Genomic DNA, 18,616 nt, shown 5'->3' with positions numbered 1-18,616 from the left:
AGCCCTCCGACTCGCAGGCAAATAACAACTTCTAGCTAAACTAGCCTAGGTTTGCTGTCGCATTACCTTTCGCTTCATCTTCTTCACGACGGCCTTTTTGTATCTTCATGATTGCAAAGGCAAGTAAGAAGGCAGGAATAAAGAACCACTCTTTAGCAGGCCTTTCTGTTTCTAACTGGAAGCGAGTTACTTGCCAATCAAAATCCAGTTTTTGCGCTTCTGCATAACCACCAAACACTAGGTTATCAATATAGATAGCACCGTTTTCTTCACGTACTTCCATACCAGCACCGTCATACAAACGATCTACTGCATTATCTCCTTTAGCAATTGGGATGTTTACTGTTTTGCTCACCCAACGACCATCGATGTTTTCACCTTCAACAGAAATACGTAGCTGCTGTAACTCTGGTGATTCATCAATATAAGCCATCATGCTAGTTGCACCGCGCTCCTCAAAAGGTTCGATAATTTGATCCAACCAGAAACCTGGACGGAACAAGGTAAATGCAACCAATAACAATAATGCAGATTCATACCAACGGCTCTTACTGAAGAAGTAGCCTTGAGTCGCTGCGGCAAAGATCAACATAGCAGCGAGGGAAACAATAAATACCATTACCCCTTGTGCAAATGTCACATCAATTAACAGCAAGTCTGTATTAAAGATGAATAGGAAAGGCAGTAGTGCCGTTCTCATCGAATAGAAAAAGGCGGTGAAACCTGTTTTGATGGGATCACCACCAGAAACAGCCGCCGCGGCAAATGAGGCGAGACCAACCGGGGGGGTCACATCCGCCATTATGCCAAAGTAAAACACGAACATATGAATAGCGATTAGCGGTACGATTAGGCCATTTTGAGCCCCAAGTTCCACAACAACGCTAGCCATCAAAGAAGAAACAACAATATAGTTAGCTGTTGTTGGTAAGCCCATACCCAGTACAAGACTGATTAGCGCAACCATCAATAGCATGATGATAAGCACACCACCAGATACTATCTCAACAAACTCAGCCATTACTTGACCAATACCTGTCAGAGTAACTGTACCTACTATGATACCCGCTGTTGCTGTCGCAACACCTATACCTATCATGTTACGAGCACCTGTATTTAGGCCATCAGCAAGATCGACTAAACCATCAAAACATGCATCTTTAATCTCACCCTGCTTACGCATCCAAGCTTTAAGAGGCTTTTGTGTAAACAGAATAAATGCCATCAACATACATGCCCAGAAAGCAGATAAACCTGGTGACTTACGCTCTACCATCAAGAACCAGATTAACAATACAAGCGGTACTAGATAGTACAAACCTGACTGATAAATATCAGCAAACTTAGGTAGACGTACGATTTCTGCATTCGCATCTTCCATCGCTAGATCTGGCTTTTTAGCAGAAAGGTATAACAAGCCAAAATAACCGAATACAACAAAGGCTAGCAGCGCGATATTGGCAAGGTCACCAAATACCCACTTAACTGCAAGTACAAAATAGTAAAGCACGCCAGCGAGTATCAACATACTTGCGGTAATTAAACCAGAGCGTAGTAGTTGAATCTTCCAAGGGCGAGCAGGAGTACTACGTGGCAAGCCTTGCATATTACTCTTCATCGCTTCTAGGTGAACAATGTAAAGCAAAGCAATATAAGAAATAGTCGCCGGTAAGAAGGCATGCTTAACCACTTCAATATAAGAAATACCTACATATTCAACCATCAAGAAAGCAACCGCACCCATTACTGGCGGCATGATTACCCCATTAACAGAGGAAGATACTTCAACAGCACCCGCTTTCTCAGCACTAAAGCCTACTTTCTTCATAAGCGGAATAGTGAAAGTACCTGTTGTCACTACGTTTGCAATAGAAGAACCAGAGATTAGACCTGTCATGGCAGAAGACAAAACCGCTGCTTTCGCAGGGCCGCCGCGCATGTGGCCAAGTAAGGCAAAGGCAACTTGAATAAAGTAGTTACCTGCACCCGCTTGGTTTAATAGCGCACCAAATAGAACAAATAAGAATACAAAGCCAGAAGATACACCAAGGGCAATACCAAACACACCTTCTGTGGTTAGCCACATGTGTGTCATAGCTTTTTCAATTGAAGCCCCTTTCCAACGTAAAATATCCGGTACATATTGACTATCACCGAAAAAAACATACGCAAGGAAGAAAAGTGCTACCACCATAAGTGGTGGCCCTAGAGAGCGACGTGCCGCTTCTAGTGTAAGGGCAATACCAATACCAGCAACAACTAAATCTAATGTGGTTGGTAGGCCAGGACGAAGAGATAAATCTTCGTAGAATAAATAAAGATAGCTAGCACAAAACGCAGCAACCAGAGCCAGAGCATAATCTAGATAGGGAATACGGTTTTTTGGGCTTTTACTAAAAGCAGGAAAGGCAAGGAAGGCAAGCATGACAGCAAATGCCAAATGGAGGGCTCTTGATTCAGTATCGTTTAAAAAACCGATTCCTATTTGAGAAGGAAGTGGTGAACCAATCCATAATTGATAAAGGGACCAAGTTAAGGGTAATAAAAACAGTAAAGCAACGGCAAAACGACTTTTTGGCTGTCGATTTCCCGTATCTGCCTCAGCGATGAGGTCGTCCAGATGCTCCGAAGTGGGAGATACTTTCGCATCACTAGTCATACTAGGCTCCAGCAGGATTACCTAAAGGGCAATCTATATAGAATTAACAAACGCAAATAAAAAAGAGTGGCCAGACCTATGTCAGGTCAGACTTAGCCCAGCCACCCAAAACTTAAAAAACGGTAGAAACTTACTTAACGCGGGGCGCGAACATGTCGTTCACTTTACAAAAACTTAAAACAGCCTGCTAAAGCGAATTTAGCAGGCTGATATTAACCTTTTGGATATGAGTTACTTGATGTAACCCATTTCACGGTAGTACTTAGCAGCACCAGGGTGAAGAGGTGCAACTAGTGCAGTGTTAGCCATTTCTTCTGGAGATAGGCGTTTGAATGCTGGGTGTAGACGTTTGAAAGAGTTGAAGTTTTCAAATACAGACTTAGTCAACTGATAAACAACTTCTTCAGGAACGTCAGTAGAAGTTACCAAAGTCGCTTTAGGACCAAATGTTTCGATATCTTCTTCGTTACCTGCATACATACCACCTGGGATGATTGCAGAAGAATATTCACCGTGCTCTTTCAAGATTGCTTTAGAAACAAGGTCATTCATTGGAACCATGTTTACGTCACAAGTTGTCGTCGCTTCTTGAGCAGAACCGTTAGGTAGACCAGACAACCAGATAGTTACGTCAAACTTATCATCACATAGCGCTTGCGCTTGCTCAGAAGACTTAAGCTCAGCAGCAATACGGAAAGTTTCTTTAGTCCAGCCACGTTCAGCCATTAGAAGTTCCATCATGGCACGGTTACCAGAACCTGGGTTACCGATGTTTACACGCTTACCTTTAAGATCTTCAAAAGTAGTGATGCCTGAATCAGCACGAGCCATCATGTGAATAGGCTCTGGGTGGATAGAGAATACAGAACGTAGCTCTGGGTAAGCGTTATCAGCAAATTGACCAACACCAGCTAGAGCAGCCGCTTGAACGTCAGATTGAGCAACACCAAATTCTAGTTCACCAGAACGAATGCTGTTTACGTTATAAGCAGAACCACCTGTTGATTCAACTGAACAACGGATGCCATGAACTTTACGCTCTTTGTTTAACATACGGCAAATAGAACCACCAGCTGGGTAGTAAACACCTGTAACACCACCAGTACCGATAGAGATAAAGTTATCACCAGCAGCCATAGCTAGTACAGACGCGCCAGCAAGAGCTGGAGCCAGCATAGTTTTCAAAATTGCTTTTTTGATAGTCATAGTATCCTCGTTATTTTTATGTGATTCAGTTTAACAGGGCCTTACATAGCAACCAGAATGCCAACTTTTCAAAAATAGATATAAGATACTGTTTTATAAGGATTTGTTATTTATTTTAACATGTAACTTTAAGTTAATAGTATTATAATAAAAGTTATACCCCTTTCTTTTTAATATCTGTAGTTAATAAATTAAGTTCTGCTAAAGCCTTAAAATCATTGATTAACAAGAGATTTATAATAAAAGCTATAGCTATAACTTTTGTTATAGTTTTTTGAGCGAGCATTTTTAGACTTAATAAATGTTCGCTTTTCATATGATTTGCAACTGGTTAACATACTCACATCCTAATCTGCGAATTTACCCATTAATGATGCCGTCAAAAAATATCAATTTATTAAGCATAATTGTTTATCTCCAAGTTTTGCTTTTTGCGGTTTTAGCATCCCCTCTTCAGGCAAATGAAGATGCCAATACAGTGATCAAAATGAAGAAACCTGTATTTATTATTGGTGCAGATCACAGTTACCCTCCTTATGAATTTGTAAATAAGTACGGTGAACCTGATGGCTATAATGTCGAGCTAACCCTTGCGATTGCTGACTTGATGGGGTTTGAAGTTGAGTTTCGCATGAGTGATTGGAAGACAGCATTAAAAGGCTTGTACCAAGGCGATGTGGATGTATTACAAGGCATTGCCTACTCAGTGATTCGGGCCCAAACAATTTTATTCTCGCCACCTCACTCCATTGTTAATCAATCTATTTTTGCTCGAGACGATTCTCCTAAGATTGCTGATATCAGCATGCTTAGTGGCAAAGAAGTCATAGTACAGAATGCCAGCATTATGCATGAGTACTTAGTCAATGAGGACATAGGTGCCATCATAGTACCAGCACCAACACATCTAGAAGCACTTAGGCAGCTAGCAGCAGGAAAAAGTGACTTTGCATTAATTGCCAATCTACCAAGTCTATATCTCACCAAAGAGATGGGGCTAAATAATATTTACCCAATAGGGAGCCCTGTTCAAGGCCAGCGCTTAGGCTATGGTGTACTCCCTAAAAATGAAGAGCTCATTTCTCGTTTTACCGAAGGTCTTGCCATCTTAAAAAACACAGGACGCCAACAGGAGATTTATGAAAAGTGGCTGGGGTCATTGGAAAAGAAAGGCTTACCTTGGGACATTATTGCTCAAATTGCGGGCATTGCAGTTAGCCTTCTTCTACTAAGTTTAGTCGGCATTGTGGTGTGGAATTCAATGTTACGTAAAGAAGTAGAAAAGCGCTCTTCTCAGATACACCAACAACAGCAACAATTAATTCAAGCCGATAAAATGGCTTCTTTAGGGGTTTTAGTCTCGGGTGTTGCCCATGAGATTAACAACCCAACAGGCTTGTTGATGCTTAACCTACCTCTACTAAAAGAGGCCTGGGTCGACGCACTTCCTAAGTTAGAGGCACATGCAGAAGAGCATGGTGAATTTAAACTTGCCGGCTTAAGCTTTAACCGCATTAAACAGGAGCTACCTTATCTGTTGGATGAAATGGATCAAGGTACGATACGTATCAGAAACATAGTCAATGACTTAAAAGATTTTGCTCGCTCAGAGCCCGATGAGATTAAACAAGAGGTTGATGTTAACAAGGTTATTCAGACTGCAGTGAGATTGGTTGATAAATCCATACGTAGCGCCACTGATGAGTTTGATCTTAAACTACAAAACAATCATCTCTTTATTATGGGCAGCGCTCAGCGTATTGAGCAGGTTATGATAAACCTGATCATTAATGCCTGTGATGCTTTAGAAAACAAAACTCAGAGAATTAGAGTATCTAGCAAACTAAGCGTCGATCAGACTCGTATTATCATCAAGGTTGAAGACCAAGGTAGCGGTATTGACGACGCTTTACTATCTAGATTAACTGACCCCTTCTTCACCACTAAACGTGAACAAGGTGGTACAGGTTTAGGTTTATCTGTGTCTGCTAGCATAGTGCAAGCCCATGAAGGCAGTATGAAATTTGACTCAGTTAAACAAGTAGGTACGACTGTTACTATCAGCTTGCCTTGTTATATGCCATAAACAATAAATAACCTAAGTTAATAAACAAAGAGACACAAACGGGTGTGATTGCTGCCAAGTTAGGGAATAATGGGCACATTAAATGTTCCACTCTCTTTGGCACCTATTAATTACATCCATTTTGACTTTAAAAGAAGTATTAATGACATGTTAGTTTCAGACTCAGAATCAAGCTTATACCCACAATTCCCTATCTTACTAGTTGATGATGAGACATCTTTTTTACGTAGTATGTCTCTTACATTAGAGCGTAATGATATCACCAACATTCACACCTGTTCTGAGCCAAAAAAAGTGCCAGAGCTGATGAGAAAATTAAATGCAGGTTTGGTTTTATTAGACTTAACCATGCCAGAACTCTCTGGTAGGGATCTACTCACTTGGTTCCAAGAAGAATACCCAGATGTTTGCATTATTATCATCAGCGGTCTTAATCAGGTCGAAGCTGCGGTTGATTGTGTGAAACAAGGAGCTTTTGATTACTTTGTTAAAACCACAGAACAAAGCCAGATCATCGAGGGAATAAAACGAGCAATACGCACTCAGGAACTCAGCATAGAAAATCAGGTTTTAAGACGCCAAATTTTAACCACTGAACTACAAAAACCTGAGCTCTTTGATGCCATTATTACGGCCTCTTCTTCGATGTGGTCTGTGTTTAAGTACCTAGAATCTATTGCAAAAACCAATCAGCCTATTCTGATCTGTGGCGAAAGTGGTGTCGGTAAAGAGCTATTTGCCAATGTGGCCCATTCACTTAGTGCTCGCAAAGGCGAATTAGTCACGGTAAATGTCGCGGGCCTTGATGACGATATTTTTGCAGATACCTTGTTTGGTCACAGCCGTGGAGCATTTACCGGTGCCGATAAAGAAAGGCCAGGCCTAGTCGAAAAAGCAGCTGGAGGCACCCTCTTCTTAGATGAGATTGGTGACTTGAGCCTAGCTTCTCAGGTTAAATTGTTACGTTTACTACAAGAAGGCGAGTACTACCCACTGGGCAGTGATAAACCTAAGCGCATTCAAGCCAGAGTCATAGTTGCAACACATCAAAATTTGGCGCAAAGACAAGATGAAGGTAAATTCAGAAAAGATTTATTTTTCCGCCTTAAAACCCATCAGGTTAAAATCCCCCCCCTACGTGAAAGGCTTTCTGATTTACCTTTACTGATTGATCATTTTGTCAAACTCGCTTGTGATGACATAGATAAAAAGCATCTCAAAGTCCCTAAAAGCCTGACCTTACTATTAAGCGGTTATACCTTTCCAGGTAACGCCCGTGAACTGAAAGCATTAGTATATGATGCGGTAAGCAGAAGCCACGGGGAAACATTAGATACCTCAAGCTTTACTCATCTATTTGATAACGACAAACTCAAGCTAGATGATGGTGAAGGGGTCAGCTTTCACCCAAACATGCCTATCCCAACGCTAACTCAAATGGCAGAACAACTCGTACTAGAAGCCATGAGTCGTGCACAAGGCAATCAATCCTTAGCCGCTCGGATGCTTGGAGTCTCTCAACCGGCTTTAAGTAAGCGCCTTAAAAATATGAAAGATTAAGCCATTTAACTGGGCTATTTTATGCTATATCGAAATAGCCCGTAATGGACTCACCCTTGAATAAACGCATACTGGCCTTATATAAGTTAACTTAACCCATAGAAAAATTACTTAAAACATAATTTTCTTACTTTACCTATTGAACCTTTTCATCCATGATTCAGTCATAGTAAAAGTAAGTTTAAGAATCTGGAGTACGCCAATATGATCGAATTTATGATGTTTTCAGCAGTTTGCTTGGCTATATTCGTGTTGGCAAAAAACATTAGTAAGCAAGCCCAAACGCAATCTTTAAAGCCTATTCGCATAGAAACCGAAGAAGAGATGCGTCGCAAGCTACAGGCAAAAAAGCAGCAAGAACAAGACTCTAAACACTTTAAAGATTAATTTTTCTGTTATTTCTACTTTTTTGTGCTTTAATGAATTTAGTGTAATAAAGAAAAAGTAAGTAAATCGTGAAAAGTAATATTGAAGAAAAAAGCAAAAACCGATCAAATTCCCCGTTGATCGGTTTTTTTGTATCTTGAGCAAGCAAGCCTAACGACCTAAGTTTACAGTGCATTGTAAGCACTAAGCTCCCCTCTAAAAATCATCCAAAAAAGCTCACGAAAAGGCAACTTTATGTGTATTTCGCTTTTTGGCTTGATACATAGCGACATCTGCCGCACGAATAAGTGCATCCACATCTTTTTCATCACCATCAATCAACCTAATACCAACACTTGCACCAACAGTAAGGGTGACATCTTTATAGCGTACAGGCTGGTTAATTAAACCTACCAATTCTATTCCTATCTGCTGGGCAATCTCCCGATTAACTAAGCTATTGCCATACATCCGCTGCAACAAGATGACAAATTCATCTCCGTCTAACCTAGCGACAACATCTTCTTGCCGAATAAGGCTTTGCAATTTAGAAGCGACCTCGATTAAAAGTGTATCACCCGCTTCATGGCCGAACTCATCATTAACTTTCTTAAAGCCATCTAGGTCTATTAATATGATTGCAGCTTGCTCTTTATAGCGACTGTTACTTGAAATAACTTTTTCCATACAACTAAGGAAGTAGCGCCTATTACCTAACTGTGTCAGAGGGTCAGTTAATGCCAATTTTTCTATCCGTGACATTGCTCCCTGACTCGCGTCCACAAAGGGCTTTATGACCCAGAAGTAAATAGGGAGCAATGACACTAAAGTTAAAATAGATGCATCGAGTGCCGCCTCAGCGAAAGAGCTGAGTTTGTGAGGGATCAGCTGAAGAATAAACATTATTATCAGCTCAACAATAAAGATAATTACCAGTATACGTACTACTACCTGTTTTGTAGTTAACAAGTTCATTCATTCTCTTCCGCATTTCGACTCATGTCAGTATTTAATGGGGCAAAAAACACAATCCTTGTTATTTTATATATCGCTCTTAATTGTGTAGGTAACTGATAAACATAGTTAAATACGCATTATGTTATATATTTAACAAAACAGTATGCACTTAATATGAAGCTCCTACTTGATAACAACTAAACAAAATTTCGAACTAAATCGACTTTTATTTATCATAGAGCTTAGTCTTGAATTTAACTTAAGTCACACTAGGGAGGTGACTTAATCACATCCACTTTAGACCTAACGCAGATACTACTATTAGTTATTAATCTCTAAATAGAAGGAAATAAAGATGACCCTAATGCAAATTTGTTATTGGATCATAGCGCTTTTAGGCAACACGATAACCCTCATTTGGTTTAGCTTTTCAGGGTCAGGTATTTCCTTAATAAGTTTAATTTTTACGCTAGCTTATGGAATAGTTGGTGCTTATGACATCTTCTATAGTCCTCACAGTTTAAACCGTCTCTATCCAGTAACAGCTTATATCCGCTACTTTCTAGAGAATTTTCGCAAAGAAATTCATCAGTATTTTGTAGCCAGTGAAACCGAAGAGCTCCCATTTAATCGAGAGCAGCGAAGCCTGGTGTACCAAAGAGCTAAGAATGTTCGAGACACTATTGCCTTTGGTACTCAAAGAGAGCTTTTAGAAGAAAACTACCTTAGCCTTTGGCACTCACTTGCCCCTAAAGAAGTGCAAGAAGCACAACAAAGGGTCCTCATTGGTGGTCCTGATTGCTTACAGCCTTATAGCGCAGCTTATTTAAATGTTTCAGCCATGAGTTTTGGTGCCTTAAGCAGCCAAGCAATCGAAGCACTTAATCTAGGCGCCTACAAAGGAAATTTTAGCCACAATACAGGTGAAGGCAGCGTTAGCCCTTATCACTTAAAGCATGGTGGTGATTTAGTTTGGCAAATAGGATCCGGGTTATTTGGCTGTCGTACTCATGATGGCGATTTTTGCCCTACAAGTTTTGCTAAAACAGCCACACTCAAATCCATAAAAATGATTGAGATAAAGCTATCTCAAGGCGCAAAACCAGGTCATGGCGGAGTGTTGCCTAAAGCCAAAATCACCGATGAAATAGCGCAAGTACGCGGCATCCCGAAAAATAGAGATTGTGTTTCCCCTTCAACCCACCCAGAGTGCCAAAACCCAAAAGCATTATTAACCTTTATTCAAAAGCTTAGGGATTTAAGTGAAGGCAAACCGATAGGCTTTAAACTGTGTCTTGGAAATCCCGCTGAGTTTTTAAGCATATGTAAAGCCATGCTTGAGATGGACACTTACCCAGATTTTATAACCGTTGATGGGGCAGAAGGCGGAACAGGCGCAGCACCAGTAGAGTTTTCTAACCGCCTAGGCATGACTTGCCTAGATGCTGTTTACCTCACTAATAGCATGCTGATTGGCTGTGGCATTAGACACAAGATAAAAATCATAGCATCAGGCAAAACAGCCTCTAGTTTTGACCTTTTAAGTAAGATTGCAGCAGGTGCAGATACAGTTAATGCCGCTCGTACCATGATGATGGCTTTGGGTTGCATTCAGAGTAAGTCATGTAATACCAATGAATGCCCAACAGGCATTGCGACCCAAGACCCTGTTAGAGGTAAGGCAATCGACATTGAAGCTAAAGCATCAAGAGTCGCTAACTTTCAAAGAAACACCTTACACAGCTTTTTTGAGCTAGTCGGCAGTTTAGGTCTAGAAGACCCAAAGAAATTAACTGCTAACATGATTAAACGACGCACCAGCTATAGCTTAAGTATCTCTTTAGGCGTTATGATACCTACATTAAGTGAAGGAGAACTAATCACTCACCCAAATCTCCCTTACCCTTGGCAACAATGGTGGCAAGGTGCGCATAGCGATAGTTTCTATGTTGAAGATTCACATGAATTACCACCACCTGAATTAAAAATTAAAAACATTTAGTTTTTAGACAATTATTGAAACACTCAGTTTCAGTAATCGATGTTTATTAGACCCTTTTTATAAATTAGGATATTTGAATACTGATTTATAAAAAGGGTGAATAATATGAAATTCGCTAACACCAAATCCTCATGGTTAACTTGCGCTATTTTTAAAAACAATATTTTAAATACTGTTTTAATCTTTTTACTTGCGCTACTCCCCTCTTTAATCGCGACATATTCACTTTTATATACATATAGGTTTCAACTGTTTTATTAAAAAGCAACTTAAGGTTAAGCATGTTATTTTCTAAGAAAACAAAGCAGAAGGATCTAATAAATAATTTAAATGATAGTAATTCTTATATTCATTCTCTAAAAGAGAACTTAGCAATTGCTGGGTTTAATCTGGAAGGAGAGCTCCTAAGTGCGAATAAAGTTTTTTTAGATTTATTTAACTATGATCTAGAAGAGCTGAAAAATAATAAAGTAAGCACATTATTCACGTATAAGAATGAACCAAACACCAGAGAGAATGGTATTTGGCAATCCTTGAAGGAAGGAAAAAGCCACCAAGGCACCTATCAAAGGCATACAAAATCAGGTGAATTCATCTGGTTAAAAGAGGTTTATACTCCGATTTTTGACCAAGACCCCCCTTTAAAGTTATTGCTAGTTATACAGATATCTCTACCTACAAAAGCAAAATAAAAAATCAGGATGCTATTTTAGCTGCTCTTAATTTATCTATGGCAGTCATTGAGTTCACCCCAGAAGGCAACATTTTAAAAGCCAATCAAAACTTCTTAAACAGCGTTAATTACCAAGAAAAAGACATTATAAATAAACATCATAGAATTTTTTGTCATGATGATTTTTATATTCAAAACCCTAACTTTTGGCGTGAATTAGAAAGCGGTGAATTTAAGTCAGGTCAGTTTGAAAGAAAAGACAGTCAAGGTAATACTCTTTGGCTTGAAGCGACTTACAACCCTGTATTCAACCATGATGGAAATGTCATAAAAGTTATTAAGTTCGCATCAAATATCAGCAAACAAATAGAAGAACAAAAATCCACTCAGGCAGCAGCTAAAGTAGCTTATGAAACCGCTTTAATTAGTAGCGAAATATCATTAGAGGGAGCACAGATATTATCCAAATCTGTTGAGATTTCAGGTGAGATTTCGGAGCAAATGGAAGCTGCGACAAAACTTATTGAATTGCTCAATGAGGAATCAGATAAAATATCCAAGATTGTTACGACTATAAGCAGTATTGCAGAACAAACAAACCTACTCGCATTAAATGCTGCTATTGAGGCAGCCCGAGCAGGAGAACATGGTAGAGGGTTTGCCGTTGTGGCTGACGAGGTTAGACAACTTGCCTCGCGCACAAGTAGCTCCACAATCGAAATTGACGAGATGGTAAAAAATAATACCAACCTAACTAGGGATACTCGTACAAATATGGAGACAGTAAGCCGGCTCACTCACGATAACAGCCAGCTGATTCAAACCGCTGAAAGCTTAATAAAAGAAATTAAGCAAGGAGCAGATAAGGTTTCTAACAATGTTGCAAGTTTAACTAAAGATAAATAACGCCTTCCCTTACATGGCACCAGCACGTGATAACTGGTGCCGGCCCCTCTTTAGGCAAATATATTCAAACGAATACAAGCGAAAAACATTAACTGAAAGAAATAGGTGAATTTTTCTAACCTAAATAGTGAAAAAGCATCGTTTGTTCTTATGTTGAATGCGTTTTACCATGCATTTGTTGTAATTAAACAACATTTTTAATAATTAAAGAGGAATACATGATGGATTCACAACAAGAGTACGAAGCACTTTTAAAACAATGGGGATTTGAGTCAGACAGCCAAGATACAGCAAATAGTTTTTATGAGTTTACTAAAAAAAACCATGCTTTTGTGTCTAAATTAATCAGCAAGAGCAAGGCAGTTTTCCAGGTTAAATCTCAAAACCCGCAGTTAAGCTTAAACACTTAAGCTTAACTGTTCCCCTTGATATAGGCCTCTTCGCCTTAAAGTAAGTCATTTTTTCACAATCAAACCACTTAATCTAGCTCCAGTCATTCTGCTAATATCCAAGATATTCACTCTAAGCCGCCCTAGTCGATTCTAAGTACTTAACTCTATTTTGATGTATCTAAAGTCATCAAACACTGAACCAGAAAAACATAATGCAAATTCGCTAAGCTTCAACTGATTCCACCGATTATTCTTTCTCATTCTCTTCTACACTTTTCATTGTATTTTGGAAGTTAGTACTTCTGATTATACGACGACACCTTGTAATGAGTTCAACGCTGCTCAGTTTAGGTTTGTTTGATGCAAAGCTTTTTGGTCATGAAGCATTTCAATCAATTTAAGCCAGAGGCTAGTTCTCTAGCCTCTTTTTTTTCAAGCAGCAAGCCATGAAAAAGTCTTTCTATTTTTGTTTAATACCATATTCTCTTAACTTATTAGCGACGGCACTATGACTCATCCCCACTTTCTCTGCTAACAAGCGGCTACTCGGGTATTCAGGGTATAAACGGGCTAACAACCTAGCTTCAAACTGTTTCATGGTTTTATCAAGCGAGCCATCAATTAGGTCTATTTCATACTCCGCGTCTTGCATCTTGATATGACTCACTAGGCTAATATCATCGATATCAATCATATTTTTATTGGTTAGCAAACAAGCTTGATAACACACATGCCTTAGCTCTGTTAGGTTTCCAGGCCAGTTATGCATAGACAACTTACTAAAGGCTGCCCGGCTAATTTTTAACATGGGCTTATTTAAGTCAGCGCAGGCAAGTTGGCAGTAATAATGCGTTAATTCAGATAAGTCTTGTTTTCGCATTCTTAAAGGCGGCATATTTAAGGTTAATTGAGCAAGTCGATATAAAAACGCCTGTTGAGCTGGATATTGCTCAGCCAATTCCGCTAACGATAACTCTGAAACAAAAATAAGCCGATTATAGTCAAAGCCTGTCACATCAAGACAGTCAAGGTAATCCAGCACTTGCTGCTGCATCTCAGGGCTTATCCACTGGGGCTCATTTATTATCCACCATTGCCCCTTGTGATTTGGCTCTAAGTGCTTTGCTGCAAGCTTGTTACCACTAATACTTTTTAACTTAGTTTGGGCAAAACCATTTATTTTTTGCCAACTTTGCATCATGGCTTTTACGAGATCTTGCTTACCCACACCGGCTTCACCTGTTAAGAAAATAGGTGCAGCCATAGGAAGGAAAGCCGTTAAATTTTTTGATAAGGTACGCATCAAGGTACTTTTGGTCACTAACTGATCCAACACTATGTCTTGGGCGGCCGCATGCCTTAATTTTTGCGCCTGTAAGCCTAATCTAGCCTCAGATTTAATCTGTAACACAGCACCAGCTCTAACAGACTCACCTTCAATTTCACCTGGCACGTAGATAGGTAGCATTTCAAGTAATAATGTTTTACCTGCCAGTCTTACTCTCTTACTTTGAAACCGCTTTAATTTAGTCAGGTTAGCACTAGAAAAATACTCCTTGGTAAAATGTACTCCTTTTAAATATTGGCTAAGCGGCTGCCCTAAAAAGTGTTTATCCAGTTGCAGATCTTCTATCGCAACTTGATTTGCCATCATGATATTACCGGAGAGGTCTAGCGACACAACCCCATCAGATAAGGTTTTTAATAGTGTAAATAAGGCATTATGGGCACGATCGGAAGGTGTAAACAAAGCCGTTTTGACATCAATCACACCATCAATTCGCCTAATTTCTGCCATGAGGCTTTGCAACTTCTCAAACGCAATATCAGCAAATGCACAATACATTTGCTCATGCTTTCTATCTATCTCAATGCCTTTAAGATCAATATCATAGGGAATAAAGAGATCTAGCACTTGAGTCGCCATGCCGATTCGATCATGACAATGTATTTCTAAAATCATCCGACGATAGACTCATTAACCGAATTAAGTGCTTGCTTCACCCCATTATCATCTGACACTAACAAGAGGGACTGATAAGGAGAGAAAGTTTGATAAAGAGGTAAAATTGCTGCTCCAACAATACTGGATGTCATGGCCGTTTCTGCAATTTCAATTTTAGGTAAGCTTAATACCTTAGGAGCCTGCTCCTGCAGAGATTGAGTCAACTCCTGAATGAGTGGCTGTAGCACTGATGTTTCTAAACGCCCGCCCAATAGAATCCGCTTAGGATCTTGAATCGCAATCACACTAATTAAAGCAGGAGTCACTTCAAGCGCTACTTTTTTACTCCAAGCCTGAACATATTTAAGTGTCGTATCATCTAAGTACTCAGATTCAAGTTGAGCATAGTCTTGATTTTTTCGTGCTAAAAAACGCCTTAAGGAAACACTGGATAGAGCCTCTAAAATCCAATCACCTAACTCTCCTTTCGCCGTTGGAATCAAACCAAAATTACCAGCACCACCAGCAGCACCGCGAACACACTCACCTCTAGAGACAATACCACCACCACAGGCAGCACCAATAAAGATATAGAAGAAGTCTTGCGCAGAAATCTCCCCTCCACTTAAAAGAAGCTCATTAATTGCCGAAGCATTTGCATCATTTTCGCAAATAACTGTTTTTTCTGTATGGCGAGCTAACCAAAGCTTAAAGTCATCAGATGCCCAATAGGTCATGGCATTTTTTAAATGCATCAGGTCCAGCGCTTCATCGGCCTTATGTACCAAACTTTCCAGCCATTCGGCCATATAGTCAGGCATAGTTAAACCGACACCTTGCACCTTTTGCCAAGTATCACCTAAGGTTTCACGTACTTCTTCAATTAACCCAAGGGCAATTTGCTTAGCTTCCGTTTCAGTTGGAAAATGCACATCACAATGACGTAATAATAAACACTTACCATTAAAATCTACTAGAGCAGCACTGATGTGGTCTCGATCTATATTAATGCCTAGGCCATAGGCTCCTTGGGCATTAATTTCCAGCTTAATTGAAGGCTGGCCACGCTTCCCTTTCACCTTGCCTGTAATACAAAGTAGTTCCTGCTCAATTAAGTAAGAGGTGATAACCGAAATAGTTTGAGCGCTGAGTCTTGTAAGCTCTGCAATTTGAGCTCGTGATATTCCTGGGGTTTCTCGTACCGCTTGAAGAATAATACGCTCATTGTAAAGACGACTTTGCTCAGATGTACTACCTGAATGCTTCATTTAAGTGATGACCTTGATTTAAAAGCAAAAATGCTTAGCAAAATGAAATTTATAAACAATCTGTTGAAACTACTGAAAATTATTAATTAAATCTAATTGATTTAATTAATAATTAGATTACTCTGTGTTTATCCCTATTAATTGCTTAGTGAGTTTCTTTGATATGACAGCTATTCCTGACTTTAAAAGCCCTGATTTTCTCAAGGCACACATAGCAAAAACCATGCACTTCTATCATCCTAGATGTATTGATCCTGACGGTGGTTTTTTTCACTTTTTCAAAGATAACGGCGATATTTACGATACAAAAACACGCCACTTAGTAAGCAGTACTCGCTTTATTTTTAATTATGCAAAAGCATTTCAAGCCAGCCGTAACCCTGACTATTTTGAAGCCATGCTCCATGGTGTGAGCTACTTAAGAGAACGTCATAAAAAAGCAGATGGCGGTTATACCTGGCTACTTGAAGGAGACAAAGACCTAGATAACACCAACCATTGCTATGGCTTAGCCTTTGTTGTTTTAGCTTATGCCCAAGCGTTCGAATCTGGTGTAGAAGAGGCAAGAAGCTGGTTAGATGAAACCTACAACTTGATGGAAACACATTTTTGGGATGAAGAGTTTGGCCTTTACAAAGATGAAATCTCTGATAATTGGCAAACTGTTTCTGACTACCGCGGGCAAAATGCCAATATGCATAGCTGTGAAGCCATGCTAGCTGCCTTTGATGCAACAGGTGAAGACCGTTATCTAGAGCGTGCCAAACTACTTGCTAAGAATATCTGCCAGCGTCAAGCAAACTTAGCTGAAGGTCAAATTTGGGAACACTATGATGTGAACTGGCAAATTGATTGGCAATACAATCTAGATGATCCCAAACATTTATTCCGCCCTTGGGGTTTTCAGCCAGGCCATCAGACAGAGTGGAGTAAGCTTTTGCTTATGCTTAATCACAGAGCACCTGAAGCTTGCTTAATCACCACGGCAAAAAGTCTATTTGATCAAGCTTGGGATAAAGCATGGGATCAAACAGATAGTGGCCTCATCTATGGTTATGGACCAGATGGTTCCATGTGTGATGGGGATAAATACTTTTGGGTTCAAGCAGAAAGCTTTGCCGCTGCGGCTTGGCTTGCAAAAGCCACTCAAGAGGATAAATACTGGGATATCTATACAAAGCTTTGGCAATACGCTTGGGATCATATGATAGATCATGAATATGGTGCTTGGTTTAGAATTCTAACCAAAGATAATCAAGCTATGGATGATTGTAAAAGCCCAGCAGGGAAAACAGACTATCACACCATGGGCGCCTGCTATGAAGTACTACCTCTAGTTTAGTTTCTATCTATTTACCTCTGAACCCAAGGGCAAGGTTTCGCAAAAAAATGAAACCTCACCCTTCCAATCAATACAGCCTTTTACGAACTCAAGTAAGTGAGCTCATTTCCACTTGGATCTCAAGCTAAATTAAGCTTGATCTCCCCTTAAATCTAGACCAATGTCTAACCCGTTTAATATCACAAATACACCAGAAACTAGCCCTAGGGATTTTTCATTAGGCCCTAAATACAGTATGATTCGGGTCAAATTTGTGATGAGAGTTTGATATGCAGTTAGATAAAGTGGATTTAAATTTACTTCGTTACTTAGACTCTCTACTTCGAGAACAAAATGTTACTCATGCAGCAAACCAGCTTGGGATTACTCAACCAGCAATGAGTAACGGTCTTCGTCGTTTAAGAGATTTATTTCACGATCCTCTCTTAGTAAGAACCAGTGATGGCATGATGCCAACAGCACTGGCAATTCAACTTCAACCAAGAGTAAGTTTAATTCTTCAATCTGTGGATGAAGTGCTTCATCTAGGGCAAAGCTTTGATGCAGGTTCTAGCTCTCGCGTATTCCGTATTATGGCCAGTGATTACGCCGAAGCAACTCTTATTCCCCCTCTCATGGCAAGACTGCAAAAAGAAGCGCCAAACGTTATTCTGGATGTCATGAACCCCAGTGATGTGAGTTTTCATGATGTTGAAAAAGGCAAAGTGGACCTCATTATCAACCGCTTTGAGACCTTACCTCAATCTTTTCATCAAAAGTCAGTCTGGGTTGATAGATTTGCTTGTATCGCCCATAAAGACAGTGAACTTGCCAAAAGCCCTAGCCTAGACGCTTATATGAACGCTCAGCACGTTTGGGTTAGTAAAACAGGTTTTGGGGTAGGTGTTGGTGTACAGCCAGATGAAGTTCAAAAACTTGGCTGGGTTGACTCAACACTTGCTGATATGGGATTAAAGCGCAGTATTCGTTTATTTACTCGTAACTATAATGTGGCCATGCGAGCGACAGAGCAATTAGGTCTAGTGGCAACACTTCCCTTACTTGCAACTCGTTTATTAGGTGAAAGCACAGAAATTGTTGTACTTCCTACGCCTTTTGAAATTCCACCTGTTGAATTAAAGATGCTGTGGAGCCCTTTACTACAACATGATCCTGGCCATATGTGGATACGTCAGACTATTTCAGCTTGTGCTCAAGTGATTGCAGATAGCAATTAACCACTTAAAAACCGCCAAACATCCAGATACCGATGTT

General features: G+C 39.9%; 14 protein-coding genes. 9 read left to right on the top strand and 5 right to left on the bottom strand.

What is annotated here, in order from left to right; genetic code table 11:
- Positions 1 to 40: 40 nt before the first annotated feature.
- Both TW85_RS10300 and TW85_RS10295 read right to left on the bottom strand, forming a co-directional pair.
- Complete coding sequence (locus TW85_RS10300; protein ID WP_046017019.1) at positions 41 to 2,659, bottom strand: TRAP transporter permease; 2,619 nt, start codon at positions 2,657 to 2,659, stop codon at positions 41 to 43.
- A gap of 231 nt (positions 2,660 to 2,890) precedes the next feature.
- Complete coding sequence (locus TW85_RS10295) at positions 2,891 to 3,865, bottom strand: TAXI family TRAP transporter solute-binding subunit (RefSeq protein WP_046017018.1); 975 nt, start codon at positions 3,863 to 3,865, stop codon at positions 2,891 to 2,893.
- 487 nt (positions 3,866 to 4,352) lie between these two features.
- Between TW85_RS10295 and TW85_RS10290 the strand changes: the two genes are divergently transcribed.
- From TW85_RS10290 to TW85_RS10280, 3 genes are all read left to right on the top strand, one after another.
- A complete protein-coding gene (locus TW85_RS10290) occupies positions 4,353 to 5,951 on the top strand; it encodes a transporter substrate-binding domain-containing protein (protein ID WP_238326198.1) in 1,599 nt (532 codons plus the stop codon).
- Positions 5,952 to 6,098: 147 nt separating this feature from the next.
- On the top strand, positions 6,099 to 7,511 hold the full coding sequence (locus TW85_RS10285; protein WP_046017096.1) for a sigma-54 dependent transcriptional regulator: 1,413 nt from the start codon (positions 6,099 to 6,101) through the stop codon (positions 7,509 to 7,511).
- Positions 7,512 to 7,715: 204 nt separating this feature from the next.
- The gene (locus TW85_RS10280) at positions 7,716 to 7,898 is read left to right on the top strand and encodes a hypothetical protein (RefSeq protein WP_046017017.1); all 183 of its coding nucleotides are present in this window, start codon (positions 7,716 to 7,718) and stop codon (positions 7,896 to 7,898) included.
- A gap of 216 nt (positions 7,899 to 8,114) precedes the next feature.
- Here TW85_RS10280 and TW85_RS10270 read toward each other — a convergent pair whose 3' ends face one another.
- Positions 8,115 to 8,852 carry a GGDEF domain-containing protein gene (locus TW85_RS10270; protein WP_046017015.1) on the bottom strand — a complete coding sequence of 246 codons (738 nt, stop codon included), beginning with the start codon at positions 8,850 to 8,852 and terminating at the stop codon, positions 8,115 to 8,117.
- Between the two features lie 337 nt (positions 8,853 to 9,189).
- On the opposite strand from TW85_RS10270, the gene TW85_RS10265 reads away from it, so the two are divergent.
- The 4 genes from TW85_RS10265 (at position 9,190) to TW85_RS10250 (ending at position 12,825) form a co-directional block, all read left to right on the top strand.
- Complete coding sequence (locus TW85_RS10265; RefSeq protein WP_046017014.1) at positions 9,190 to 10,836, top strand: FMN-binding glutamate synthase family protein; 1,647 nt, start codon at positions 9,190 to 9,192, stop codon at positions 10,834 to 10,836.
- Between the two features lie 281 nt (positions 10,837 to 11,117).
- Positions 11,118 to 11,528 (top strand): PAS domain-containing protein, encoded by a 411-nt coding sequence (locus tag TW85_RS25940; RefSeq protein WP_046017013.1) that lies wholly within the window; start codon positions 11,118 to 11,120, stop codon positions 11,526 to 11,528.
- A 38-nt stretch (positions 11,529 to 11,566) separates the two neighbouring features.
- Entirely contained in the window at positions 11,567 to 12,415 is an 849-nt protein-coding gene (locus TW85_RS10255; protein ID WP_052702079.1) for a methyl-accepting chemotaxis protein, read from the top strand.
- A 218-nt stretch (positions 12,416 to 12,633) separates the two neighbouring features.
- The gene (locus tag TW85_RS10250; RefSeq protein WP_157196923.1) at positions 12,634 to 12,825 is read left to right on the top strand and encodes a hypothetical protein; all 192 of its coding nucleotides are present in this window, start codon (positions 12,634 to 12,636) and stop codon (positions 12,823 to 12,825) included.
- A gap of 442 nt (positions 12,826 to 13,267) precedes the next feature.
- On the opposite strand, the gene TW85_RS10245 is transcribed toward TW85_RS10250, so the two are convergent.
- Complete coding sequence (locus TW85_RS10245; protein WP_046017011.1) at positions 13,268 to 14,770, bottom strand: TyrR/PhhR family helix-turn-helix DNA-binding protein; 1,503 nt, start codon at positions 14,768 to 14,770, stop codon at positions 13,268 to 13,270.
- The gene (locus tag TW85_RS10240) at positions 14,767 to 16,020 is read right to left on the bottom strand and encodes an ROK family transcriptional regulator (RefSeq protein ID WP_046017010.1); all 1,254 of its coding nucleotides are present in this window, start codon (positions 16,018 to 16,020) and stop codon (positions 14,767 to 14,769) included. Before TW85_RS10240 ends, TW85_RS10245 begins: the two co-directional genes overlap by 4 nt.
- Positions 16,021 to 16,183: 163 nt before the next feature.
- On the opposite strand from TW85_RS10240, the gene TW85_RS10235 reads away from it, so the two are divergent.
- Positions 16,184 to 17,362 carry an AGE family epimerase/isomerase gene (locus TW85_RS10235; RefSeq protein WP_046017094.1) on the top strand — a complete coding sequence of 393 codons (1,179 nt, stop codon included), beginning with the start codon at positions 16,184 to 16,186 and terminating at the stop codon, positions 17,360 to 17,362.
- A 269-nt stretch (positions 17,363 to 17,631) separates the two neighbouring features.
- Complete coding sequence (locus TW85_RS10230) at positions 17,632 to 18,579, top strand: LysR family transcriptional regulator (RefSeq protein ID WP_046017009.1); 948 nt, start codon at positions 17,632 to 17,634, stop codon at positions 18,577 to 18,579.
- Positions 18,580 to 18,616: the final 37 nt, after the last annotated feature.

It is taken from the genome of Marinomonas sp. S3726, assembly GCF_000967665.1.
Taxonomy (GTDB): Bacteria; Pseudomonadota; Gammaproteobacteria; order Pseudomonadales; family Marinomonadaceae; genus Marinomonas.
This window is presented reverse-complemented; position numbering and strand designations above follow the sequence as displayed.